23 protein-coding genes and 2 tRNA genes are annotated in these 26,437 nt (G+C 34.8%); 11 read left to right on the forward strand and 14 right to left on the reverse strand.

The window, feature by feature from the left end; all coding sequences use genetic code 11:
• Window positions 1-52: 52 nt before the first annotated feature.
• From MR054_RS05380 to MR054_RS05395, 4 genes are all read right to left on the reverse strand, one after another.
• Window positions 53-871 carry a class I SAM-dependent methyltransferase gene (locus MR054_RS05380; RefSeq protein ID WP_242156843.1) on the reverse strand — a complete coding sequence of 273 codons (819 nt, stop codon included), beginning with the start codon at window positions 869-871 and terminating at the stop codon, window positions 53-55.
• Window positions 872-873: 2 nt separating this feature from the next.
• Window positions 874-1,395, reverse strand: coding sequence for an OsmC family protein (locus MR054_RS05385; RefSeq protein ID WP_242156845.1), 522 nt, complete (start codon window positions 1,393-1,395; stop codon window positions 874-876).
• An 820-nt stretch (window positions 1,396-2,215) separates the two neighbouring features.
• Entirely contained in the window at window positions 2,216-2,578 is a 363-nt protein-coding gene (locus MR054_RS05390) for a hypothetical protein (RefSeq protein ID WP_242156847.1), read from the reverse strand.
• Window positions 2,579-2,851: 273 nt separating this feature from the next.
• On the reverse strand, window positions 2,852-3,346 hold the full coding sequence (locus tag MR054_RS05395; protein WP_242156849.1) for a YybH family protein: 495 nt from the start codon (window positions 3,344-3,346) through the stop codon (window positions 2,852-2,854).
• A 665-nt stretch (window positions 3,347-4,011) separates the two neighbouring features.
• Between MR054_RS05395 and MR054_RS05400 the strand changes: the two genes are divergently transcribed.
• Window positions 4,012-4,371, forward strand: coding sequence for a hypothetical protein (locus tag MR054_RS05400; protein WP_242156851.1), 360 nt, complete (start codon window positions 4,012-4,014; stop codon window positions 4,369-4,371).
• Window positions 4,372-4,379: 8 nt separating this feature from the next.
• On the forward strand, window positions 4,380-4,766 hold the full coding sequence (locus MR054_RS05405; RefSeq protein ID WP_242156854.1) for a hypothetical protein: 387 nt from the start codon (window positions 4,380-4,382) through the stop codon (window positions 4,764-4,766).
• 260 nt (window positions 4,767-5,026) lie between these two features.
• Here MR054_RS05405 and MR054_RS05410 read toward each other — a convergent pair whose 3' ends face one another.
• Both MR054_RS05410 and MR054_RS05415 read right to left on the reverse strand, forming a co-directional pair.
• Entirely contained in the window at window positions 5,027-6,103 is a 1,077-nt protein-coding gene (locus MR054_RS05410) for a nuclease-related domain-containing protein (protein WP_242156856.1), read from the reverse strand.
• A gap of 417 nt (window positions 6,104-6,520) precedes the next feature.
• Complete coding sequence (locus tag MR054_RS05415) at window positions 6,521-6,877, reverse strand: hypothetical protein (RefSeq protein ID WP_242156858.1); 357 nt, start codon at window positions 6,875-6,877, stop codon at window positions 6,521-6,523.
• A gap of 516 nt (window positions 6,878-7,393) precedes the next feature.
• On the opposite strand from MR054_RS05415, the gene MR054_RS05420 reads away from it, so the two are divergent.
• The 3 genes from MR054_RS05420 (at window position 7,394) to MR054_RS05430 (ending at window position 8,931) form a co-directional block, all read left to right on the forward strand.
• Complete coding sequence (locus MR054_RS05420) at window positions 7,394-7,780, forward strand: hypothetical protein (RefSeq protein ID WP_242156860.1); 387 nt, start codon at window positions 7,394-7,396, stop codon at window positions 7,778-7,780.
• A 126-nt stretch (window positions 7,781-7,906) separates the two neighbouring features.
• Window positions 7,907-8,464 carry a DUF4468 domain-containing protein gene (locus tag MR054_RS05425; RefSeq protein WP_242156862.1) on the forward strand — a complete coding sequence of 186 codons (558 nt, stop codon included), beginning with the start codon at window positions 7,907-7,909 and terminating at the stop codon, window positions 8,462-8,464.
• A gap of 71 nt (window positions 8,465-8,535) precedes the next feature.
• The gene (locus MR054_RS05430) at window positions 8,536-8,931 is read left to right on the forward strand and encodes a lipocalin-like domain-containing protein (protein WP_242156864.1); all 396 of its coding nucleotides are present in this window, start codon (window positions 8,536-8,538) and stop codon (window positions 8,929-8,931) included.
• 589 nt (window positions 8,932-9,520) lie between these two features.
• Here the strand turns inward: MR054_RS05430 and MR054_RS05435 are convergent.
• From MR054_RS05435 to mutS, 3 genes are all read right to left on the reverse strand, one after another.
• Window positions 9,521-9,605 (reverse strand) — tRNA-Leu (locus MR054_RS05435).
• A 58-nt stretch (window positions 9,606-9,663) separates the two neighbouring features.
• Window positions 9,664-9,735: transfer RNA gene (locus MR054_RS05440), tRNA-Gly, on the reverse strand.
• 147 nt (window positions 9,736-9,882) lie between these two features.
• Complete coding sequence (gene mutS / locus MR054_RS05445) at window positions 9,883-12,513, reverse strand: DNA mismatch repair protein MutS (RefSeq protein WP_242156866.1); 2,631 nt, start codon at window positions 12,511-12,513, stop codon at window positions 9,883-9,885.
• A gap of 207 nt (window positions 12,514-12,720) precedes the next feature.
• Here mutS and MR054_RS05450 point away from each other — a divergent pair, with 207 nt between their 5' ends.
• The 3 genes from MR054_RS05450 (at window position 12,721) to MR054_RS05460 (ending at window position 15,604) form a co-directional block, all read left to right on the forward strand.
• Window positions 12,721-13,257 carry an RNA methyltransferase gene (locus MR054_RS05450; RefSeq protein WP_242156868.1) on the forward strand — a complete coding sequence of 179 codons (537 nt, stop codon included), beginning with the start codon at window positions 12,721-12,723 and terminating at the stop codon, window positions 13,255-13,257.
• Window positions 13,258-13,385: 128 nt separating this feature from the next.
• Window positions 13,386-14,423, forward strand: a complete 1,038-nt coding sequence (locus MR054_RS05455; protein WP_242156870.1) for a methyltransferase — start codon at window positions 13,386-13,388, stop codon at window positions 14,421-14,423.
• 425 nt (window positions 14,424-14,848) lie between these two features.
• Window positions 14,849-15,604 carry an NYN domain-containing protein gene (locus MR054_RS05460; protein ID WP_242082714.1) on the forward strand — a complete coding sequence of 252 codons (756 nt, stop codon included), beginning with the start codon at window positions 14,849-14,851 and terminating at the stop codon, window positions 15,602-15,604.
• Between the two features lie 57 nt (window positions 15,605-15,661).
• On the opposite strand, the gene folK is transcribed toward MR054_RS05460, so the two are convergent.
• The gene (gene folK / locus MR054_RS05465; protein ID WP_242156872.1) at window positions 15,662-16,789 is read right to left on the reverse strand and encodes a 2-amino-4-hydroxy-6-hydroxymethyldihydropteridine diphosphokinase; all 1,128 of its coding nucleotides are present in this window, start codon (window positions 16,787-16,789) and stop codon (window positions 15,662-15,664) included.
• Between the two features lie 71 nt (window positions 16,790-16,860).
• Here folK and MR054_RS05470 point away from each other — a divergent pair, with 71 nt between their 5' ends.
• On the forward strand, window positions 16,861-17,589 hold the full coding sequence (locus MR054_RS05470; protein WP_242156874.1) for a queuosine precursor transporter: 729 nt from the start codon (window positions 16,861-16,863) through the stop codon (window positions 17,587-17,589).
• A gap of 66 nt (window positions 17,590-17,655) precedes the next feature.
• The gene (locus tag MR054_RS05475) at window positions 17,656-20,313 is read left to right on the forward strand and encodes an AsmA-like C-terminal region-containing protein (protein ID WP_242156876.1); all 2,658 of its coding nucleotides are present in this window, start codon (window positions 17,656-17,658) and stop codon (window positions 20,311-20,313) included.
• Between the two features lie 9 nt (window positions 20,314-20,322).
• On the opposite strand, the gene MR054_RS05480 is transcribed toward MR054_RS05475, so the two are convergent.
• Window positions 20,323-21,117 (reverse strand): DUF2797 domain-containing protein, encoded by a 795-nt coding sequence (locus tag MR054_RS05480; RefSeq protein ID WP_242082722.1) that lies wholly within the window; start codon window positions 21,115-21,117, stop codon window positions 20,323-20,325.
• 42 nt (window positions 21,118-21,159) lie between these two features.
• Here MR054_RS05480 and MR054_RS05485 point away from each other — a divergent pair, with 42 nt between their 5' ends.
• A complete protein-coding gene (locus MR054_RS05485; protein WP_242156878.1) occupies window positions 21,160-22,674 on the forward strand; it encodes a GH3 auxin-responsive promoter family protein in 1,515 nt (504 codons plus the stop codon).
• A 225-nt stretch (window positions 22,675-22,899) separates the two neighbouring features.
• Here MR054_RS05485 and clpX read toward each other — a convergent pair whose 3' ends face one another.
• The 3 genes from clpX to tig all read right to left on the reverse strand — a co-directional run bounded on the left by clpX (window position 22,900) and on the right by tig (window position 26,337).
• Entirely contained in the window at window positions 22,900-24,132 is a 1,233-nt protein-coding gene (clpX, locus tag MR054_RS05490; RefSeq protein ID WP_242082725.1) for an ATP-dependent Clp protease ATP-binding subunit ClpX, read from the reverse strand.
• Window positions 24,133-24,196: 64 nt separating this feature from the next.
• On the reverse strand, window positions 24,197-24,871 hold the full coding sequence (gene clpP, locus MR054_RS05495) for an ATP-dependent Clp endopeptidase proteolytic subunit ClpP (protein WP_242082727.1): 675 nt from the start codon (window positions 24,869-24,871) through the stop codon (window positions 24,197-24,199).
• 137 nt (window positions 24,872-25,008) lie between these two features.
• Window positions 25,009-26,337: a trigger factor gene (tig, locus tag MR054_RS05500; protein ID WP_242156880.1), complete on the reverse strand. Its 1,329-nt coding sequence runs from the start codon at window positions 26,335-26,337 to the stop codon at window positions 25,009-25,011.
• Between the last annotated feature and the right edge of the window lie 100 nt (window positions 26,338-26,437).

Genomic DNA, 26,437 nt, shown 5'->3' on the forward strand with positions numbered 1-26,437 from the left:
TTCGTTGAGAAGGTTTTGGCGGATATTTCGAAATATTTTAATCATAATTTTTTTAAGGTTTTATACCACTACAAATCACGAACTCTCCTGGAATTTCATAACCATTTTCGGTTTTAAAAGGTTTAATCGATTTTAAATATTCCTTTTGAGCTTCTTCTTTTGTGACTTCATCAAATCGTGAATAGGCCATGGCTACGGGACCTCCCATAAATGAGGCTGTACAAGCTTCCTCATCTGAAGTGTAAATGAGTTTGGTTTCAATTCTTGATAAGGTAATATTTTTAAAACCCGCATTTTCAAAGGGGTATTTAAGTACTTCACTCTCACCAAGGTTAAAAAACATGGGACAAACATCGGTGTTTACTCTTGCATCCACAATAGGAAAGATTTCGGCCCAACCACATTTTTTTCGTGATCCCCAAACCGCTGTCACTGCTCGTCCTCCAGGCTTTAAAACGCGAAACATTTCGGCCAAAGAAGCATCAGGATCGGGAAAATACATTAATCCCAGCGCACAAGTGGCCAAATCAAATTTTTCGTCATCACATAACAAATGTTCAGCATCCATTCTTTCAAATTTAACCGTTTCAAATCCTCCTATAAGAGTCAATTGGTTTCCAATTTTTACCATTTCATCAGAGATGTCGGTAGCCAGTATTTGACCCAATGGACCTATTTTTTCTGCCATTCTAAAAGTGATCAATCCAGTACCCGCAGCAATATCAATAATATGTTCATGGCGTTGGATATTGGAAACCTCCAGTAAAAGGTCATGTGCTGGTTTTAGCTGTTCTTGCCAGCAATTTTCGTAATATTCAGCAGCCTTATCCCAACCATATCTTTGTATTCTGCGCTGTAATTCTGGTTTCATGATTACGATTTTTCTGATTTGATATATTCTAGTTGTCTTACACAGGATTGTGCTCGAGAAAAAACATCTAAGTATGGGCTATGTTTTTCACCCACACTTATAAGATGTTCAACATCTTCTCGTGATGCCGGGCTTTTAACTCTTACCAGATAACGAATTTCCAGATACCCGGGATAGTTATCTGAAGTTCCAAACAAAGCACCATCATCGTAATCGGCCTGTATTTCAACCTCCAAACTATCAATGGCTATATCTAGTTTGGATGCCCATAGCATAAAACCAATCGCCAAACAACTCCCAAGAGCGGCGCGACCTAGAGCACCAGGGCTTGAGGCAGTAGCCGATCCTCCAACTTGTTTCGACATATCGGTTTTAAATACCCAATCCCCTTCTCTGGTCTCACAGGAAAGTCCGTTTACGATGCGGGTTTTGGAAATACCAGTTCCTAATCCCAATAAGGGTTTTAAGGTAAGCGCTTTTTGGATGCGTAAAAACTTATTTTTTATATCAACTTGTGTCGTCATAGGCTTTTTGTTAAGGCGTTTTATTTAAGTTTATTCTTGAGCCTGGGTGTAGGTCGTCAAAGGGTGTTCCCTGTTAGGTTTAAAATTAAGTCATTCATTCAATGTTTGCAATAGATATTCTTTCCTTCTATTGCTCATGGTTTTTTGTTTAATCATTTCTCTTTTTTTAGTATCGGTTTAGCCTTCCAAAATACACATCATAGAGCCCATTCTCTTAAAAATAACGAAAGTACAACAACGGATATAATCCATTGTTGAGATTGTAAATTACATCGTTCAGGAGTTTTAAATATGGGCAAAATCTTTATAAGTACGCTCCTAAAATGAAATAAAAAAAGGATGTGAATTAACAACATCCTTATTTTGATTTATTATGATTGATGAAATGATTGATAAATATTATTTATATCTTCTCATGTTGTTCCAGGTGAAACTTTTTGTTTGATTAAAGGTTCTGGGAAAATGATTATTGTTTGAAGTTCTCATAATTTCTATATTTTAATGGTTAATATTGTTTGTGTAATTTCCAATTTTAAAATTGCATTATACTCAATAGACGACATAAAATATTATTTGTTACAGTACTATGCATAACAATGTAGTAATTTAACAGTATTTAACAATTGTCACAACTGAATTAAGGCGTTTTAAATATGGGCATAGTCTTGATAAGTATGCTTCAAGACTTGATTAATCATTGACCACATACCCTAAAACAACGAGAGTCATTTCAATGGTATAATCAGGCATACTAATTTTTTTGAAAATTGATAACAAAGGGTTGGTTTTTTAATTTTAATTATATCTCATTTACCTTATCCTAAAAACCAACAACAAGGATTTGGAAAATATCTGGACTATAAGTAAATTCTTGGGATGGATACCCAGAAGGTCTATAAAAAGTAATGACATCTACTTTGCTTAAATTCTCCTCGCTAATTGTAAGTGTTACTTCACCATTTTGATTGGTAATCCCATAACTATATTGTGATCTTCCACAGCCAAGTCCTGTACTACAATCAATTACTCCACTTAAAGTAACTAACCCTTCATTTACTGGTTGCCTAGTTTCTTCGTCCAGAAAAACATAAGATTTACTAATTGTTTTAGGGTCTTTATCTCCCCCCTCAGAACTACAGGCTAGGAACAATATCGTTAATATTGTAAGAATATTAATTTTCATGTAACAAATTTATATTAAATATTTAATATATGTATGCAAGTGGAATAGACCTCGCCATCCTATAAAGAATAAGGTCTGATACACCAACGTTAATACCTCAGACAGGTTAATCCCTCAGAGAATCCTAAAACGCTCTGCTCCACCCTGTGTTGAGCTAATACGCCCCCTATACCCAAAACATCCGAGTCATTTCAATGGTATAATCACACACTAATTTTTTAGAAACCTTAATTTATCTGTATTTCTCTATAGAATTTCCGCTTTTAATTAGAATTATAGTTTTATGTGATGCCCATTAGAATGGATAACTTTCCAACTATCATCATCTTTCTTGAATACATATGTCCACGAACCTATAGCATGGTAGATATTATTTTTTAAATCGATGCTTTTAAATTCAAATTCTAATGTTACCGAAGCTAATGATTTAGATAAAGGAAGAATGTGAATATTTTCCCAATCCCATTGTTCAAACTTTAGCGTATTTTCATAATGGTGAGTAGTTTCAACCACCCAATCTTGATAGCCTCCAATAATTCGCCCATCACTACCCATTACAAAATCGTCAGAATTACTCCAAAAACTTATCATATCTTTATAATCGTGACTAAGCATGGCATTACGATACTTTTCAAGCACACTATTAATTTCATTTTTGACTTGCAATTCCCACTTCTTATCTGATGATTGAGAACTAACTTTTTGAGTGATAAGTAAAATTAAAAGGACACTAAATATCGCTATTTGATGAGAACTAAAATATGTCATGTGTGGCTTGATTTAACACGTAAATTTTTACCGGGTGTAGTTCATTGAACTAATGTACACCATTTGGGATTAAAATTAAGTCTTTAATTCATTGTTTGCAACAGGTGTTGTTTTCTTCTATTGCTCATAGTTTTTTGTTTAATCAATTCTCCTTGTTTTAGTAGTTGGTTTTGCCTTCCAAAATACACCTCATAGAGTGCTTTCTTTTAAAATAAAGAAACCCATTCATGCTTAAAAAATGCATTAATTGAAACAGAATTTACAAGAGGAATAGACCTCGCCATCCCTATCAATAAAAAGGTCTGATACAAGAACGATAATACCTCAGATAGGGCAAACCTTCAGAAAACCCTAAAACGCTCTAATACCTGGATATGTCATGCTTAAATGACCCCCTACACCCCGAAACATCCAGAGTCATTTCAATGGTATAATCAAGCACACTAATTTTTTTGAAAATAACAAGATTGGATGTTTTTTCAATTCAATTTGTTTTTTCTAATTCAGTTAATTGACCTCAACTGATATCCCTCATTGTAAATTTTTAGTATTACAGTTACATTGATTGCTTATAAAATAGGTCCTGATTTATCCTTCCTAAATTTTTTTGGACATCCATTCGAAAAGGTCATAATAAATTTATGGTAACAATAAATTAAATAATTATGAAAACAATAATAGTCCATGTAAAGGTTTTGATTCTCAATCTAATCTTGGCATTTATATTTTCCTGTGAGCCACCAGCTAGTGATGGTCAACTTATTGGAGGTCTTGACCGTCCCTGTTATGATGAATGGAATCTTCAATACTATGGAATAAATGATGAAAATAAGTGCGATGGTAATATGATGACAGTAAAAATAAGACAAAAAGAAAAAGACAGACTTAGACTGATTTTAAAAAGCAGAAGTGACAGCTGCGTTCAAGTTGAATTTAAGCATTATTGGTTGGGTATAGAGTTGGATACTAAAGGATATATAAAGAAATCAAATTCAACTTTCTCCCTTTATAAACGGTGCAAATAAAATTCATCATGAAAATAATAAATAAATATTTAAAATTAGTCGCCTTTTTTCTTGCAACACTTATGTTGATTCAAGGTTGCACAGTATACAGAACAACACCAGTAACTTTAGAGGAAGCATCTGCAACTAATAACAAAGTCAAACTTAAAAAAATAGACAATCAAACTATAAAGTATAAAAAAATCATAAGCATAAACCAGGAATATTTTGGAGTTAAGAAGAGTAAAGGTGATTTAATTAACGTTCCTATAAATAAAGAAGACATCAAATCGATTAAGATAAAGAATAGGTATTTATCGAATCTCCTGTCTTTCTTATCAGTCCCAGTAGGTGTAGTTGTTTTAATAAGCATCATAATTACAATACATGTACTATTAGGAGGAAGAATGATCTGAAATATCTCGATAGTTACTTTGGTCTTGCAAGTGACTGGTTTTGGTTGAGTTTCTTTTAATTATATTTTTTCAAGAAAAAGGTCTGAGAGACGAACGATAATACCTCAGATAGGGTATACCATTAAAAAATCCTAAAACCCCCTAATACCTCGATTAGTCATACTTAAATGAGCCCCCGCACCCCAAATCAGCCAGAGTCATTTCAATGGTATAATCAAGCACACTAATTTTTTGAGAATTTAGAAGTTTGGGGTGTTTTTTTATTCTTTAATTGATGTTAAATAGCGAGATATTTTGTTCACTTCTGATTTAGTAAATATTGGGTCAAAAAAGTTAAAATAGTCTTTTAACTCATTAAGTGACTTCACGGCAACATATTTAAATCTCTCTTTCGGTTTTTCATTTATCATCGCAATCACATTTCTAATGGGTATTTGTTTTGTACCCCAATGGTGAGTATTCAAATCAAGTCTATTATACTCAAATTCACTATTCAGGATTACAAATAAGGCGTAACTCGTTCTTTTAATCTGCTCTATTGGAGACCTCAAATCAAATCGTTCTATAGATTTCCTGCTCCAATTTTTAGTTTCAATAATAAAGATACCTGCTTTACTTATTAATAAATGATCGATTTGAATACTAAATATTCTATCATTCTCTTTTCTATTATAAATTGGAGGATCAAAAGTCATTGAAAAATCATTGAATAAAAAATAATCATCTGGAAGGTTCTTTAATTCTTTAACAACTAAATTTTCACCTATAGCACCAGTTATTAAAGGATTGAGTTCCTCTAAGACCCTTTTAGTATTTAAAATTTCTGTTATTTGTGGCTTACTACGTTTGGAAACAACATCATCTCTGTTGCTAGTTAACTCGTCAATTAACTTAATTGTCTTATTGATTTTTTTCTTGAAGTGATTCGTTCGATTCTCAACGATTTTATGAAGTTTTTTTTCTAATTTATTTCTCCTCAATTCTGTTTTTTTTACTTTTATCCAATTGATAAATTTTACAAACATGTAATTTGAGTTCACTAATTTAAGACCTTCAATTTTTTCATTTAGTAATAATATTTCAGAATTAAGATTGTCAGATAAATAATTTTTTGAAGTTTCTAATTCTTTCTGAAGCGATATCAATTCCTTTTTTAAATTTTTAATTTCATTGTTTAAGTCTATTTCATTCTGTTTTATAATTGTCTGAATTTTAGACTCACAGTTATTTAAAAAATTCTTTATGTCCCCTATTGAATTAATTTTGGTAATCCCATTTCGATTTAATTCATGTCTGATTTGTTTAAGAGATTCTATTTGTCCAATTATCTGCGCCAAAGAAATGATATTAATGTAAATCAAGAAATAAACAATATGGTGCTTATTTACATTCTGTTTAATGTTATAAAATTAAAAAAAATCTTACAAATGGATATGATTATACATTAAATCAAACTTTAAATCATTTTTAAGAATTACATTAATTGACAAATTAATGGAAGGATATTTTTGGTGTGAAAGGGAATCAGCACTTAAAAACATCAATTTTTAAGGTTTTTTTTATCTTTTAAAAAATAAATATAATAAATAAGCAATTAGAACTCAATGTATAAACTTGATTTTCAAGTATATAATGTTTATTTTATTAAAAATAAACCTACAGATATGAGTAAGTAGAAATTTAAAAATTTTGGTGGGTATTTTAAATGATTAAAATATTATTTAATTTTTGTGTTGCTCAAAATGACTAATTAATTAATCTTCTACAAAATTTGATCCTCCATCAGATAAAATCGTAAACGTCCATTTGTGGGTTCCTTCACCACTAACGGATAAAGATCCCGAAAGTTGATTACCAGATTCTGAATTACCTGATATAGTATGAGAACCTTCCCCAACCGACTTATAATCTGTCGTTGAACCAGAATTTACGCTCCCATAATTTACAGATCCAATCCTTAATGTAATAGATTCTGATAATTGGTTTCTAACACGAATCAAATGATTGGAATCAGGCGTACAACCAAAGAAAACCAAACTTAATAGTAATGCTAAGCCTAATGTTTTAATTTTTCTCATAATATTTTTAAGCTTTAAATCTGTATTTGTCATTTCTGATAATATAAAAGTGCAAATACAATTTAATTACTTCAAAAAAGCAGGATATGATAAAATGAGGTATCTATTTGAATATGTGATACATAAATATACAAAAAAAGTAAATAGGGGAGGCATTTATTGTTTGATTTGATTGCATTTTCTATTAGAAATGTGCCCATATGGCATTGGATCACTACGAACTACGATATACCAACATCGCCTGCCAGCCGGGATTTTTTACATAACAATTTTGGGTAGGGGGATATCTAATTAAAGCATTTATCCAAATACAAGAAACCAATATGAATCGTACTAATATACCTGATGGCATTGGCACCATTGTCAATATTACGAACATAAATGTAATATAATTGTTTTGATTGTGGTATTTCAAACTTCTGAAGACAAATACTATATGGCGTTTCTGTTTGTTATTTTTGTATATTTATTAAGGTAGAAGATTTGTGTTAAACAGATGAACACGAATAAAACAAAAGTCGTAAGGTTTATGAATTAAGATCATATGTCATGAAGAAAGTGTTTATTTTAATTGTTTTAATTTTCACCACTTTACTTCCGGGTTGCAGTGATGAGCCTAATTTTGAAGGAGATAAAATAATTGGAACTTGGGTCCTTATAAAAAGAATAGATACATTGGCAGATACTGTTGAGGAATTTGATGTTTCTGAAATGAAACTTAAAGTTATATTCTATACAGATGGTAAGTATAAGCAAGATGGTTCTCTTAAGGCAGAATGGAGAAATTTGGGGATGAATCTTTATCGTTTTTCGGATTATTTAGGATTAATTAATTGGTCTTATGAAAGGGAAGTGGAATTTATTGGGGACAATGAAATGAGTTTGAAACACTTTGTATATCCTTGGTATATTGACTCTTATATTAAAATTGAGTGAAAAACATTCTTGGTATTAATTCGACCAATATTAATTTAAATAGTTGGTTATTAATCTGCTCTATAATGGTTCAAAGTACGGACCTCAAATATTGTTAACATTTGTCACCAATCTAAATAAATAGAAATGAAGAAATTTGCATACCTATGCCTATTATTTTACATACATGCAAATGGACAGGGACTTTTCAATTGGCCAGAGGAACCGATAACCTATAAATTGGTCAAAATTGACGGTTTGAGCCAGGGGCAACTTTACAATGGGACAACCGAATGGATTGAGAAGACCATTATAAGTCCCGATGAGGTCATAAAGAAAAGTCTCGACATCGAAAAGGTACGTTTCCAAGGTATTAAAGAAGATCTTTTCGAAGTGGCAGCAGTATTCGGTTCTTATTTTTTTGACGGGCGTTACACTATTGAAGTGACATTCAAGGACGGGGAATACAAATTTGAACCAATATCACTTGAAAGGTATATTCATTCTGACTTACGTGATTTAAGATTTAAGGGGAGATGGCTTCCAATAAGCCTTGACAATCCTGACTATCTTTATAACAGAAAGGGGAAACTTAGAAAACATTCAAGGAATCTACCCGAAGCCATAAACGGACTTTTCAATTCTTTGAATCGGGATTTGAAAGCCTATTTGACAGGGGTTGCAAAGGAAAAAAAGGACTACTGATAATATGACCCTTTATAAAATTAACTCCTTTATCATTGAAGAGAAACACATTTTGAAGTTTATAATTTAAAATGAAACAGATTATTTTTATTCTATTGGCATTCATACTGATAGGTTGCGAACAAAATCACAAAAAAAATTACCTGTTGGGAACTTGGGAATTTGTATCTGGAACTGATATGGAAACTGGGGAAGTAAAATTTCTAGAAAACGACGAAAAATTCATTATAGTTTTCAAATCAGATTCTGTTTATGAGTATGATGATCCAAGTTCCTTCTACGATGATTCAAGTCCTGATGAAGTTTATGCTTGGACAATCAAGAATGACAGTTTGTTTTATGGTAATTGGGAAGGCGTTTACGTTAAAGAGTTGACCAAAGTCAAACTTGTACTTGATGTTTTTGGTGGTTTCCTTGGCGATTGGAGAATTGAATATAAGAGAATAAATGAAGATAAAAGGTACTAGACAATTTATAATAATGATTATACAACTGATAATATGACCCAATATGTATTTAACTTTCTTACTATTGAAGAGAAACAGGGTGTTATCTGGGATAAAGGTTTGTTTTGGGATAACTGAAGTGAGGAATTTCAAATATGAGCCACAACGTGATAAGTATGTTCTTAAACTTAATCAAGCTAATTAGAATGAATAGTTAAATCTTTTAATTTTAGCCAACTGATTCAAACTGATTACTGAATTGAATAATCAATGTTTTTTCAATTTAATAATTGATTTGTATCGATTTTAATTAATGAAGAATAAGATTTTTTTGGACTATAAAAACAGTTAAAAATAAACCTTTTTTTATGTTGGTTGGCAAATAGTTGACAAGAATGAAAAAAAGGAAAACCGCAAACAATTAATAATTAATCATTTACGGTTTATTAAAGTACTGAAGGCGGTAATTGCCTGTGGCGAGCCCCAGCTTCAACATGGTGAAAAAAGTCAACCCTAGGGGTCGAATGTTTTGTTTTCACCCCGCACCGCAACAAGTTTCGCGTGTTCCGAAAACAAAAAAGTCGAAACTTTCGTTTCGACCTTTTATTTGTACTGAAGGCGGGACTTGAACCCGCACGGCCATAATGGCCATTGGATTTTAAGTCCAACGTGTCTACCAATTCCACCACTTCAGCATCATACCACAGCTGTGCACAGCACATCACCAGGTATATTTTGAACTTATAAAAGTAGAGCGAAAGACGGGATTTGAACCCGCGACCCTCACCTTGGCAAGGTGATGCTCTACCCCTGAGCTACTTTCGCAGTTAGTGTTTAAAGAACGTGTATCGCATTTATCTATTTACTCTAGAAAAACAGGTCAATACACCGCCCGATGGCATATAGGCGGGTGCAAATTTAAAATATTTCTAGTAAAAGCAAAGCCTTTTCCTAAAATAAATTGTATTTATTTTAGGCCTGTTTTTTCTTAACCAACATACGCTTAATTTCGTTAAGCTTCATCAACGCCTCTACAGGAGTAAGGGTATCAATATCGGTATGTAAAATCTCTTCTTTTATGTTTTCCAGTAAGGGGTCATCCAAATTAAAAAAACTAAGCTGCATGTCATTATTCAGAGACTTTACCTTGTCGGTAAGTTCTTCACTGGAATGGGACTGCTCTAGTTTCTTTAAAATCTTATTTGCTTTAAATAATACTTGTTGTGGCATCCCCGCCATTTTAGCCACATGAATGCCAAAGCTATGCGCACTTCCTCCTTCTACCAATTTTCTTAGGAATAGCACATTATCCTTTAATTCCTTTACTGATACATTAAAGTTTTTGATACGATCGAATGTTTCGGTCATTTCATTAAGTTCGTGGTAATGGGTGGCGAACAATGTTTTTGGTCTTGCCGGATGCTCGTGCAAATATTCACTTATAGCCCAGGCTATCGAAATACCATCATAGGTACTCGTACCACGACCAATTTCATCTAACAATACTAAACTTCTATCTGAAATATTATTTAGTATTGAGGCTGTTTCATTCATTTCCACCATAAAAGTAGATTCCCCCATCGAAATATTATCGCTTGCCCCAACTCTTGTAAAAATTTTATCCACCACACCTATGGTGGCGTGCTCAGCCGGTACAAAAGACCCGATCTGCGCCAAGAGTACTATTAATGCTGTTTGTCGTAAAATAGCAGATTTACCAGACATGTTAGGCCCGGTAATCATAATAATTTGTTGGGAATCCCGATCTAAAAAGACATCATTTGTTATGTAAGTTTCACCTAATGGCAATTGCTTTTCTATAACCGGATGACGACCATCCTGAATACTTAATTCAAAACTATGGTTAATCGTTGGGTATACGTAATGATTTTCATTGGCTAATTGTGCAAATCCACACAAGCAATCCAACTGTCCAATGATATGGGCGTTTTGCTGTACCTCCTTAATGTATCGGTTCATCCAGGTTACCAACGCTGCAAACAAGTGTTGTTCAATAGCCAGTATCCGTTCTTCGGCCCCCAATATTTTAGCCTCATAGATTTTAAGTTCTTCAGTAATATAGCGCTCTGCACTAACTAGAGTTTGCTTTCTAACCCAATCGTCCGGCACTTTATCTTTGTGTGTATTGCGTACCTCAATATAATAGCCAAACACATTATTAGATGCAATCTTTAAGGAGCTAATACCGGTACGTTCTGTTTCACGCTCCAGCATTTCGTCTAAATAGGCCTTCCCAGATTTTGAAAGATGTCTTAATTCATCCAGTTCCGAAGAAAAACCCATAGCAATGGTGTTTCCTTTTATCACATTTACCGGCGCTTCTTCGTTTAACGTTTCCTTTATTTTTTCGCGAAGCGCATCGCATCCCTGTAACTGGTCACCGATAACCTTTAATTGACCTTTATCACAATTCGATATTAAGGCCTTAATGGGAATGATGGCTTCCAAAGAATTTTTAAGCTGAATCACCTCCCTTGGACTGACCTTTCCCGTTGCAGTTTTAGAAATCAACCGCTCTAAATCGCCAATTTGCTTTATATAATTTTGAACTTTTTGAAGGATTGGCCCTTCTTGTTTAAGAAAATCAACCACCGCATGACGTTGCTCGATCTTTTCCAAACTTTTTAAGGGTAAGGCCAGCCAACGTTTCAGCATTCGCCCACCCATTGGTGAAATGGTTTTATCTATGACATGAAGCAAAGTAACGGCATTGTTATTATTAGAATGGTATAATTCTAAATTACGAATAGTAAATTTATCCATCCAGACATACTCGTCTTCAGCAATCCTTGAAATCGAGGTGACATGTTGCAATTTATGGTGTTGTGTTTCGTCTAAATAATGCAGAATCGATCCGGACGCAATAATACCTTCATATAAATCCGCAATGCCAAATCCTTTTAGGGTTTTTGTATTGAAATGTTTGATTAGGGTTTCATAAGCATAATCTGCCTGATAAATCCAATCTTCCATATAAAAGGCATGAAAATCATTTCCAAAAATGGTCTTAAACTGAGTACGCTTTTTTTTGGATACCAATACTTCACTGGGATTGAAATTTTGGAGTAATTTATCAATGTACTCCACATTTCCCTGAGAGGTTAAAAATTCCCCTGTAGAGATATCTAGAAATGCAATTCCAATATACTTGTTGGCTGAGTCTGTTAGTCCATCGAAGTGAACGGAACATAAAAAGTTATTCGATTTGGATGACAACACCTCATCATTAAGGGAAACACCGGGTGTAACCAATTCTGTTACCCCACGTTTTACTATGGTCTTAGTCAGCTTCGGATCCTCCAATTGGTCACAAATGGCCACGCGTTCACCTGCTTTGACCAACTTGGGCAAATAGGTATTTAAGGAATGGTGTGGAAATCCGGCCAATTCCGTTTCACTTTCACTTCCAGACCCCCTTTTGGTTAAAATAATGCCTAAAATACCGGAGGCCTTTATGGCATCCTCCCCAAAAGTTTCGTAAAAATCGCCTACTCGAAACAATAACAATGCATCAGGGTATTTTGCCTTTATAGCATTATACTGCTTCATTAATGGTGTTTCCTTTTTTGTTTTTTTAGCCAATGCTAAAGTAATTTTTAAATATTATTTTTGACAAAATTGTAGCATGCAATGTACTACTAATTTCATGTTTTTTGAAGTTGATAAACTACAAGTTATCTACAATTAAAATAAGATTTCAACAATAGCAACAAGTCATGACGAGGGTAGACGAAGTGTATTAAAGACGGTTGGTAGTGGGAAATCCTAAATACTTGACATTTGAAAATTATGCGGAAACTAAAAAATAGCGAATTAGATCGATTAAGTCCCGACGCATTTAAAAAAGCCCATAAAACACCTGTAATTATTGTTTTAGACAACATTAGAAGTTTAAATAATATTGGGTCTGTGTTCCGAACGAGCGATGCTTTTTTAATTGAAAAAATTTACCTCTGTGGTATTACAGCTACGCCACCCCACAAGGACATTCACAAAACCGCTTTGGGCAGTACTGAAACCGTAGATTGGGAATATGCCAAGGACACCCTTGCCCTAATTGAACGGTTGAAGCTTTCAAACGTTAAAATAATTAGTGTTGAACAAGCTGAAAATGCCATTATGCTTCATGACTTTAAGACCGAGCCAAATACCACTTATGCCCTGGTGTTCGGCAATGAAGTTAAAGGGGTTTCACAGGAAGTCGTCCATGCGAGTCATCAGGTCATTGAAATTCCCCAATTCGGCACCAAACATTCCCTTAATATTTCCGTGAGCTGCGGTGTTGTGATCTGGGATCTATTTTCAAAGTTAACATTACGGAGTTAACCATTAATTTAGGTGCTTCCAAACAATATTAATACCCCATAGCATTTGAAATATGGACATAAAACCCTAACTTGTAAATTCCCTTCGTTATCATGTGCTATTAATCACCTACGATTAAATCAAACAACATGAAATCACAACAAGACAGTCAAATCACCCCTTCTAAAATCATGCAAATCGGTATGGGATTCTGGGCCTCTAAAACCTTACTTACTGCTGTGAATATGGGACTTTTTACATTTTTGGCCAGCGGTGCAAAAACGGGAACAAGCATTCAAAATAATTTCGATTTGCACGAACGTTCGCTTTATGACTTTTTAGATGCATTAGTAGCTTTGGGGTTTTTAAACCGCTCTGGTTTAAAGACATCTGCCGTTTATTCCAACACGGAAGAGACCAACTTATTCTTAGATCGGAATAAACCGAGTTATATAGGTGGCATTTTGGAAATGGCGAATAACAGGCTGTATCCGTTTTGGAATGATTTGGAGGAAGGCCTGGTAACCGGTAATCCTCAAAACGAAACTAAAGAAGGTGGCAAACCGGTTTTTGAAGCCATTTATGCCAATGAAGACAGCCTTAAAGAGTTTATTCATGCCATGGGTGGAGTACAAGCAGGAAATTTTATGAAACTGTCCCAGGAATTCGATTTTTCACCTTACAAAACCTTATGTGATATCGGAGGATCGGGTGGCAATCTTTGTATTCATTTGGCAAAGCACAATCCACATCTAAAATGCACCTCATGGGATCTTCCTCCTGTTTCTGCCGTTGCAAAGGAGAATATTGAAAACATGGGATTAAGTGATTCCATAAATGTAGCCTCTGGTGATTTTTTTATGGATGAGTTCCCAAAGGCCGATATTATTACTATGGGGAATATTCTACATGACTGGGGAACAGCGGACAAACTTATGCTTATTAGAAAAGCCTATAATGCGCTGCCTGAAAATGGTCTGTTTATGGTTATTGAAAATATAATTGACGACGATAGAAGTCAGAATGCATTCGGGTTATTGATGTCATTAAACATGCTAATTGAAACGGACAGTGGTTTTGACTTTACCTCCCATGATTTTAAGGAATGGGCGGGTGAGGTAGGTTTTAAGGATGTCCGGACCATGCCATTAACAGGGCCTTCCAGTGTTATTATTGCCACCAAATAAGGAAATTTCCGGTAGGTTTAATGAAGTTTAGATAAAATTACATAAGATTTGACATCAACCCATGCTAATTGTTCCCTCGGGTACAGATAAGCGCTGGCGTCCGGGTATAAGCGATGAAAGTTGAGTGCCGGGGTCTATTGATGGTGTTGATTCTTCCTAAGTACCATGCGGCATAACGATTCCGGAATAATTGGTAAACACTAATGCGGTCACTAGATGCAGTCAATGTAAGCGTCATAGGAATATTAACTTCTCCATACTCACCTGCGAACAGACCCAATTTAGAATAAAGATTAATGCTTGAACCGGTAAAATTAAGGTGAAGTTTCGGTTGATTCTTAATAATAAAAACTAAATTCGCTAATTGGTAACTCCCGTGGAATTACCTATTTATCACAACACGTAATGAACAATTATAAAAAGAAATGAATCAAAACAATAATCTGGCCGTTTTAATAGATGGCGACAATATCCCATCGGCTAACGTCAAGGAGATGATGGAGGAAATTGCCAAATATGGTAACCCAACCATTAAAAGAATTTATGGCGATTGGACCAGACCAGACTTAAACAAATGGAAGAACTTGCTCCTGGAAAACGCAATAATCCCAATTCAGCAATACGGTTATACCAGCGGTAAGAATGCAACCGACTCTGCCATGATTATTGATGCCATGGATATTCTTTACGGCAACAGAGTGAATGGGTTTTGCATCGTTTCGAGCGATAGTGATTTTACACGACTGGCCACCAGGTTGCGCGAAGCAGGTATGCAGGTTATCGGGATTGGGGAAAAGAAGACCCCCAACCCCTTTATTGTAGCGTGCGACAAATTTATTTACATTGAGATTTTAAAGAAAAAAACAGAGCAAAAAACAGACAATAGGGAATCTCAAGAACCTTTAATTGATAAAATAACCGAGAAGGAAATACAGCTCATTCAAACCACTATTAATGACCTGTCTGAAGATGATGGGTGGGCCTTTCTTGGAGACGTTGGAAGTTTAATCCAGAAAAAACGCCCCAATTTTGACTCCAGAAATTATGGATTCGAAAAACTAACGCCTCTTATAAAATCCACTAACAGATTTGAAATAGAGCAAAGAGAGACTCCAAAAAGCCGACACAAATTAATTTATGTTAAAAATAAAGAAACCCTCAAAAGAAAACCTAAAAAATAATTGTTCACGCAACAATTAACCCTTAGCAGCCCAACCAAAATAAACAGTCAGAACCAATTAATTACTAACTTCGTTTAACACCCACAAATAGTCTTTACGGTTTACCACAAAATCCTTATTGGAGATATCTAAAATCTTAACCTTCACATCGGTTTGAGTTTTTAGGAAATCCAAATAACCTGTATTGATTTTTTCCAAATAGGTATTTTCAATATCCTGTTCATAGTGGCGCCCACGTCTTTTAATATTTCTCAGCAATTGCTCCGTGTCCTGATATAAATACACATACAGATCAGGCTTTGAGATGTCCTTATACATTAAATAAAAGAGTTTACGATACAGGCTAAACTCATCTTCCTGCAGAGTTATTTTAGAGAAAATCAATGACTTAAATACATCATAATCGCTTACCACAAAATCCTTAAACAGATCCAGCTGTGACAAATCATCACTAATTTGCTGGTAACGATCCACTAAAAAGGCCATTTCTAAAGAAAAAGCATAGCGGTTTGAATCTTCATAAAACTTAGGCAAAAAGGGATTGTCGGCAAAGCGTTCTAAAATTAATTTTGCATTAAAATCATGGGCTAATTTGGTTGCTAAACTTGTTTTCCCTGCTCCAATATTCCCTTCAATGACCATGTAATTATATCTTGAAAAATTTAACTGCTTGATAGGATTCTTTAACCAAATATTTATGGGTTCCAAAACAGATTCGTCCTCACACATATCCAGCAATTCCGTTATGGTTTTGTTAAATTCAGGGTGTTTTACTGTTGGTGCTATGTCATGAAGAGGCAATAATACAAAACGACGCTTTTGCATTTCGGGATGTGGTAGTTGCAAAGCTTTATTTTTGATGGTCATGTCTTCGGCCAAAATAATATCCAAATCGATAGACCTAGCTTCATAGGCCTTTTTTGATCTTCGGACACGCCCCAAGGATTTTTCAATGTCCAATAAATGCTCTAAAACAGAAGAGGGCTCCAGTTCACTTTCTAAAATCAAACAACAATTTAAAAAGTCCTCCCCTTCAAACCCAAAAGCGGGTGATTTATAAACTTTCGATATTAGTTTTATATTACCCACATGTCGGTGAATGGCATCAACCGCATTTTGAAGGTTCTTAAATTTCTCTCCTTGATTACTGCCCAACGCAATATAATATGTAATCGATTTTGTCATAATCGAAAGCAAAATAACTAAAACAATTTTTAATCCGTTATATTTACAACGCGTATTTATCCACAATTTTCATGACACAAAAAGACAAACTTACAGCACATCGCATTTACCTGTTACTTGGTGCTTTGTTTATTACCTCTCTTGTAGTCTCCAATTTAATATTTCAAAAATTCTTTTATTGGTATCCTTGGGACATTGAAATTTTTGGCAGTAAACTTTTTGAAATTTCAGTAGGCATTTTGCCTTATCCCATTACCTTTTTAATTACCGACCTTATTAGTGAGATCTATGGTAAAAAACGAGCAAACGATATTGTGGTTGTCGGTATTTTTGCCTCCTTGTTTTCCCTCCTAATCATATTGGTTGCCAGTTATGTTCCCGCCACTTCCTGGTCCTATGTTAACGATCAATTATTCACCAAAGTATTTGGCAACTCGGCTATTGCAGTATTTGCCAGTATGCTTACCTATTTATTTGCCCAGTTCGTAGATATTCAAATTTATCATTTTTGGAAGCGGTTAACAAAAGGAAAGCACTTGTGGCTCCGTAATAATTTCTCCACCTGGTTTTCACAATTTGTGGATACCTTTACCATAGTGACATTACTGTGTTCTTTTGGTATTATAGAATGGGTAAACTTTAAAGGTTTATTGGTAAGTGGCTTTTTATTCAAAGCTTTCGTGGCCGCCTGTGATACCCCGCTTCTATATCTGGGCGTTTATTTCTTTAGAAAGCGCTTTAAATTATTAATAAATGAAGAAATTGATTTGATTTTGGTCCCAGCCTTAACAAAAAATTAAATTCATTTTCAACTATAACCCCCTATTTTACGTATATTATCAGTAAAGAAAAAGTATATCCATTTTATGAAGAAAGTCTTAAAAATCACCGGTATTTCTCTACTTATTATATTCGCCTTACTTATAGCTATTCCATATGCCTTTCAGGGCAAAATAAATGACCTCGTTAAACGGTTGATAAACGATAATCTTAACGCCAGGGTTGAATTTAGTGATTTGAGTCTGAGCTTTATAAAAGGTTTTCCCAGGGCTCATGTAACCGTAAGTGATTTGGTAATTACCAATATAGACCCTTTTAAAGACGAAACCTTTGCCTCCACTAAGGACATTTCGTTTACGATGTCCATCAAGGAATTGTTCAAAAAAAATGGAGATCCAATGGTGGTTAATGCTATTACAGTTAATGAGGCCCTGTTAACTTTAAAAACAGATGTTTTTGGTAATAACAACTATGATATTACTAAAAAAGGCGATTCAGCTTCATCCGGTGAAAACAGTTTTACTTTGGATATCAAAGATTACAAAATAAACAATAGTGCCTTAAATTACATCGATGAAGCTTCAAATACAGCGATTCACCTTACGGAATTTAACCATCAAGGGCGCGGCATTTTTTCTGCTGAAACATCGGAGTTAGAAACGACAACTGAAACCAATGTGAGTTTGAGTATCGACAGCATCAATTACCTTAATAATAACAGGATTACATTACAGGCAATAATTGGTTTAGATTTAAGTAACAGCACTTACACTTTTAAGGATAATAAAGGGTTTATCAATCAACTCCCCATTGAATTTAAGGGTTATGTGAAACAGTTGGAAAAGGGGCAAGACATTGATATTACCTTCGAAAACCCCGAATCTGATTTTAAAAACTTCTTAGCCGTTATTCCAAAAGACTATTCGAAAAATATTGACGCGGTAGAAACTACAGGTGATTTCAAGGTGAAAGGCCTTGTTAAAGGCTTAAGTTCTGAAGAAACCATACCCCAGTTTGATATCACCATTACCTCCAACAATGCGTCCTTTAAATATCCCGATTTACCAAAACGGGTCAGCAATATTACCATTAACACTTCAATAAAAAACACCACGGGTCGTGCTGATGACACCTATGTGGATATTAATACGCTTGACTTTACTATTGATTCTGATGTTTTTAAGTCTTCCGCCACTTTAAAAAATATCAGTAAAAATATGTTAGTGAACGCTCATATTAATGGCATTTTAAACTTGGCCAACCTCACAAAAGTGTACCCTATAACGCTCGACTACCCAATAAAAGGTATTTTGAAAAGCAATGTCAATACCGCTTTCGATATGGATGCTATTGAAACCAATGCTTATGATCGTATAAAAAATAGTGGTACCATAAGTATTAATGATCTTGAATTTACAACCAAATCTTTTCCAAGTCCCATAATTATTTCGAGTGCCCATATGAACCTTAATTCCGGGACGGTTACCTTAAACCCTTTTAAGGCCAAAACGGGGGATAGTGATTTATTCGTTACCGGAACTATTAATAATTTAACCGGTTTTTTGCTAAGTAACGGTAAATTACAAGGTGATTTTAAGGCGAGTTCCAAGCTGTTTAAGGTTAATGATTTTATGACTGTAGATGAACCTCTAAAAGATCAGGAAACCAAAACATCATCGGATGCATTAAAAATACCGGATTTTTTGGATTGTACCATTAATGCCAATGCGGAAACGGTAGTTTATGATAATTTAAACCTTAAAGACGTAAAAGGGACCTTATTAATAAAAGACCAAAAAGCATCATTAATCAACTTAACATCCAATATATTCGATGGTGCACTAGCCATTGCCGGAGAGGTTACCACAAATGAGGAAACCCCAAACTTCAACCTAAATTTAAATGCCAATAATTTTGATATTGCCAAATCTTTTAACGGCATGGCATTGTTACAAAATTTAGCACCAATTGCAAAATTGCTGCAAGGCAAATTAAACACCAACATTAATTTAAAAGGTAATTTGGACGATGACTTTTCTCCTATTTTAAATTCAGTTTCTGGTAATGCCTTAGCGGAATTGCTATCTACAAAAATCAGTGCAGATGAATCCAAACTTATCAGTAATCTTGAAGGCGCTCTTAATTTTGTGGATTTCGACAAACTGAATTTAAATGACTTAAAAACCAAATTCGAATTTGCCGATGGTAGGGTTGCCGTAAAACCTTTTCAGTTAAAATATCAAGATATCAATATTGAAATTTCTGGTACGCATGGATTTGATAAAACGATTGACTATCGTGCTGTATTTAATGTTCCTGCCAAATATTTAGGAAGTGAAGTTAACAGGCTCATTGGGAAAATAGATGCCGCCGAGGTGAATTCGATTTCCATCCCCGTTGCCGCTAACATTACAGGGTCTTTTACCAACCCATCTGTTAATACGGATCTTTCAAGTGGTGTAAAAACCCTAACCCAGCAACTTATTGAAATTGAAAAGCAAAAATTACTCAATCAGGGAAAGGATAAGGTCCAAAGTTTAATTGGCCATGTTATAGGTGGGAATCAAACCAAAACAGATTCCCTAAAAAAAGAACAAGACCAAACCATAAATAAGGTGTTACAAGATATTGTTGGCAGCAGATCAACACCGGACTCGACAACATCCAGTACCACCAACACGGTTAAAAATGTTCTTGGAGGTCTGTTTCAGAAAAAGAATAAGCCGAAAGATACGGTTAATTAAAACCGGACTTTACACCATGGAAATTTTTACTACCAAACCTTCATTGGCGCGAATATTAAACACCGTTTCATCCTCGAAAATAAGATATTGCCCTTTTATCCCCACCAGCTTACCGGTATAACTCTGAAGCTTTACAATATTTAAGCTTTTAGGTTTATTGGGATACCTATGTACAGGAAAATTCAAATTGGTTTCCGTATTATTATCTATAAAATATTCCTTTACCTCCTCTGGCACATACGATTTTAAACGCTCCCGCCATGACACCAAATCTTCATCTTTTATTTCATTTTTCAACATGGTGCGCCAATTGGTTTTATCATTTACATGATCTTTTAAAGCCACTTCGGTAATACCTGCCAGGTATCTATTTGGTACTTCAACAATCTCAATAGCTTCATGTGCCCCTTGATCTATCCATCGTGTTGGAATCTGGCTCTTCCGAGTAACTCCAACTTTAACATTACTGGAATTGGCCAAATAGACAATATGAGGCTGCAATTGAACTTGTTTTTCATATTCCAAATCCCGGTCTTCTTTCCCCAAATGGGCCATGCTTAATTCTGGGCGCAACACCCAGTCTGCTGCCTGAGGAACTTCAAAAAAACACTGTCTGTCAAATCCCTGTCTATAAATGGGTTTATCCATTCCACAGTTTAAACATTGATACTTTACAAATTGAATCGTTACGGATTTATCCAATAACTGATTCATATTTATAAAGTCATTTTCAAATACCAAATAATATTGAATAGGGCTGGAAAATTCGGTTTCCATTTTTGTTAAAACACCTTGGTAGAACATGAAAAAAAGTATTATTTTAGAAATCTTAAAGATATAATAATTATGTCAATACCTTTAGTCAATTCTATTGCTTCTTGGTTTTTAAAAAAGCGGTTTCACCAAATTGAATTGTTTTTGAAATATCCCAATGAAGTTCAAAATGAATTACTATTTAGCCTTTTGGATTTTGCCAAACACACGGAGATTGGAAAACAATATGATTTCAACTCCATTAAAAACTACAAGACTTTTACAGAACGTATTCCTATAAAAAACTATGATGGCTGGCAGGACATCATTGAACGCTCACGTCTTGGTGAAAACAACATTTTTTGGCCAACCCCCATAAAATGGTTTGCAAAATCAAGTGGCACAACAAGGTCTCGGAGCAAATTCATTCCAGTAAGTCCAGAATCCCTTGAAGATTGCCATTATGCGGCTAGTAAGGACTTATTGTGCATGTATTTGAACAACAATGAAGACTCCCAATTGTTTACCGGCAAAAGCTTACGGTTAGGCGGTAGTAAAGAACTTTACAGGGAGAACGGGACTGTATTTGGTGACCTTTCTGCAATTTTGATTGACAACATGCCGTTTTGGGCTGAATTTAGCAGTACACCGAGTAATAAAGTCTCATTAATGAGTGACTGGGAACACAAAATGCAAGCTATTGTTAATGAAACCATTAACGAAAACGTTACAAGTCTGGCAGGCGTGCCTTCCTGGATGCTTGTGCTCCTAAACCAGGTTTTGGAGACTACTGGCAAATCTAATCTGTTAGAGGTTTGGCCTAATTTAGAAGTGTATTTTCATGGTGGTGTTAGCTTTACCCCCTATACTAACCAATATAAGAATATTCTACCCAAAAGGGGTTTCAAATATTATGAAATTTACAATGCTTCTGAAGGTTTCTTTGCGATTCAAGATCAAAATAATTCCAACGAGTTACTGTTAATGTTGGATTATGGAATCTTTTATGAGTTCATTCCCATGACGCTTTACGATACTCCAAAAGAAAAGGCTATTCCGCTTGGCGAGGTGGAATTAAATGTCAACTATGCCATAATCATAACCACGAATGCGGGACTATGGCGTTACAAAGTGGGCGATACCATTAGATTTACCTCCTTGAATCCCTACCGAATAAAAATATCCGGTCGAACCAAACACCATATTAATGTTTTTGGGGAAGAACTCATCATTGAAAATGCCGAAGTGGCCTTAAAAAAAGTATGCAAACGTACCAAGGCCGAAATTGTCGATTTTACAGCTGCGCCCATATTTATGGATGGTAAAGCAAAAGGTGCGCATGAATGGCTTATTGAATTTAAGACCCCTCCCAAGGATATTGATTATTTTACCGAATTATTCGACAATGCATTAAAAGCTTTAAATTCAGATTATGAGGCCAAACGCTATAACAATTTAACCTTAAATAAGCCAACCATAAATGTAGCTCGTCATAATTTATTTTACGACTGGTTAAAGCAAAACAATAAGCTGGGTGGACAACATAAAATACCTCGTCTTTCCAATACCAGAACTTATTTAGAATCACTTTTAAAACTAGATTCATAGACCCATTTATCGACTAAATTTACGTCCAGCAGTTTTTTAACGAGTATTTATTTCGACTTATCTAAAAGCGAATAAAAACTTTTGTGTGATAATTAATTAGAATTACTTTTAGTTAACTTATAAGTAAGGCTTTGAAATTCCTCGTAATGCTTTTATATTAATTAACCATCCATAAAAAACCACGCCAAAAGCGTGGTTTTCTTTTATATTACTACCTGACTTTTATCAAGATACAGCCTTAAGTTTCTTCAAAGTGGTTTTGGTTAATTTTTCTTCGGCATAAAGTTTATTCACATTTAATTTTTTCTCTTCACTGCTTGGCAATTCAAACATAGCATCTGTTAAAATTTCTTCACAAAGTGAACGTAATCCCCTTGCCCCTAATTTGTATTCGATAGCTTTATCAACAATAAAATTAAGTGCGCCGTCAGTTATGGTAAACTCGATATCATCCATGGCAAACAGCTTTTTGTACTGTTTAATAATTGCATTCTTTGGTTCAGTGAGAATAGCCCTTAATGTTTTAGCATCAAGTGGGTCCATATAGGTTAATACCGGCAGACGTCCTATGATTTCAGGAATGAGTCCAAAGTCTTTTAAATCCTTGGGGATAATGTATTGTAACAAATGGTTCTGGTCCACAACATTATCAGAAATTGATGCACTATACCCAACGGCCTGCATGTTTAACCGTTTAGAAATAACACGCTCAATACCATCAAAAGCCCCTCCGGCTATAAACAAAATATTTTCCGTATTAACCTCAATGAATTTTTGATCCGGATGTTTCCTACCCCCTTTTGGCGGTACATTAACCATAGTACCTTCTAAAAGTTTTAACAAAGCTTGTTGTACACCTTCTCCTGAAACATCACGGGTTATGGATGGATTATCACTTTTACGAGCAATTTTATCGATTTCATCAATAAATACAATGCCTTTTTCCGCTTTATCCAAATTATAATCGGCTGCTTGCAATAAACGTGTTAATATACTTTCTACATCTTCCCCAACATATCCCGCTTCTGTCAACACGGTCGCATCAACAATGGCTAAAGGCACATTTAACATTCTTGCTATGGTTTTTGCCATTAATGTTTTACCCGTTCCCGTTTGCCCCACCATAATGATATTACTTTTTTGGATATCAATATCATCATTTGAAGCTGGTTGTAATAATCGTTTATAATGATTATATACGGCTACAGACATCACTTTTTTGGTCGCCTCCTGACCAATAATGTAAGTATCTAGAAATTCTTTGATTTGTAGCGGCTTACGTAGTTTTAACTCTGCAGATAAATCACTACTGTCACTTTGCTTAGATTCTTCAATAACAATGCCATGGGCTTGCTCAATACATCTATCACAAATATGAGCATCCAATCCAGCAATTAATAAGTTTGTTTCCGGCTTTTTTCGACCACAAAACGAACATTCTAACTCTTCTTTTGCCATTAATTATGTTTTAATCCCTCTTTCAACCTTCTTGTTAAGGCTATATAAAACTACAAATTATATTTTAATTTCTTATCAACACCTCATCTATCATACCATACTCCTTGGCTTTATCAGCCTTCATCCAAAAGTCTCGATCACTGTCATTATAAACTTTATCATACTCCTGGCCTGAATGCTTGCTTATAATTTTATAAAGTTCTTCCTTTAGGGTCAATATTTCCCTTGCTGTAATTTCAATATCACTTGCCTGACCCTGGGCTCCTCCTAATGGTTGATGAATCATAACCCTTGAGTGGGTTAATCCACTACGTTTTCCTTTTTCTCCTGCACACAATAATACCGCTCCCATTGAAGCAGCCATTCCAGTGCAAATGGTAGCGACATCCGGTTTGATAAATTGCATGGTATCATAAATTCCCAAACCCGCATAAACACTGCCTCCTGGAGAATTGATATAAATTTGAATATCCTTCGATGCATCTGCACTTTCCAGAAATAACAGTTGTGCCTGAACAATGTTTGCAACTTGATCATTAATTGCCGTCCCCAGAAAAATAATCCTGTCCATCATTAATCTAGAAAAGACATCCATTGCAACGGCATTCATTTGGCGCTCTTCAATAATATTTGGCGTTAAATTAATGGGGTACATACTACTAATTATTTTGTTGTAATACGTACTGCTAATGCCTTGATCCTTTATAGCGAATTTTTCAAATTCCTTTGTGTAATCCATAATCTATATTCTAATTTTATCTATTTTAACCTTTATACCTTAAGGCTCAATCCTTTTTGTTTCGTTATCATTGAATAAAAAAAAGCGCCTAAACTAACTCGGTTTAAGCGCTTAAATATAAGGAATTATTATTTGATTTATTTGTCGCCGTAAACTTCTTTAACAAAGTTTTCGTAACTCAATTCTTTCACTTTCAAATTGGCCTTTTCTTTGTAAACCCCTAGCAATTTTTGACTAATTAATTGCTCTGAAATGCGACGCGCTTCCTCCTGGTTAGATAACACACGAGCAGCAATATCGTCTAATTCTTTATCTGATGGATTCATTTGTCCAAATTGGGCCATCTGTCCTTTGATCATTTCCCTTGCATGATTTTTAATATCCTCCATGGTGACTTGGATATTGTTTTCTTCAATGAGTTTACCCTCTATTAATTGGTAACGCAGGCTTTTTTCGGACTTTTCATATTCTTCCTTGGCCTGATCCAGATCCATTTCCTTCTCACCAGCGGTCTGTAGCCATTTGGTTAAAAATTCGGATGGCAAATCGAACTTCGTGTTTTCTACCAAATATTCGGTAACATCGTTTAACAGCTTTTGGTCTGCTTGCTGGATAAATTGCTTTTCGGCATCTTCCTTGATCTTGGCTTTTAACTCGGTAACTGTTTTAACAACGTCCTTTCCAAATAATTTATCAAATAACTCCTGATCTAAATCAGCCAGTTCCCGCTTGTTAATTTCGGTAATGGTAAAAGTTACTTCAATATCCAATCCGTGGACCTCATCATGCCCCAACTTTAGAGCATGCATCAATTCATGATCGTCATCGTATAACCCTTTAGTTTTTAGGGTAAAAACATCTCCTACTTTGGCCCCTACAAATTTCTTTTCCGTCTCTTTTCCCTTGAATTTATCTAATGTTAAAGTTACCGAATTATCAATTTCTTTGTCTTCATTTTTATAGGTTCCTGTAATCTCACTGTCCTTTTCAATGGTATCCTGAGGCACTAATTTCCCATATTGCTTTTGAATACGTTCTATCTGCTCTTGAATCATTTTATCATCAGCAATGATATTATATTGAGTAATCGCCTTTTTACTTTTAAGGTTTACTTCAAACTCCGGAGCCAATCCCAACTCGAATTCAAATGTAAAGCCATCGGCATCCCAATCGATATTATCCTGTGGCTTAGGTAATGGTTGTCCTAATACATCCAACTTTTCTTCGGTAAGATATTTGTTCAATGCATCTTGAAGTAACTTATTTACTTCGTCAACCAATACCGCTTTACCATATTGTTTTTTTACCATTCCCATCGGCACATGTCCTTTTCTAAACCCCGGAATGTTTGCAGTTCTGCGATAATCGGATAAGATTTTTTCTACTTTATCGCTATAATCTTCTTTAGCGATGTCTACTTTAACCACCGCATTTAATGCATCAACGTTTTCTCTTGTAATATTCATGTTTTAAACTCTAATTATAACTAAAAATCGGGACGCAAAAGTATAACATTTTTTGCAGCCCGACAAAGTTTTAATTACTTGATTTAGAAGCTATTTTTTC

This window comes from Aestuariivivens sediminis (genome assembly GCF_022662105.1).
GTDB lineage: Bacteria > Bacteroidota > Bacteroidia > Flavobacteriales > Flavobacteriaceae > Aestuariivivens > Aestuariivivens sediminis.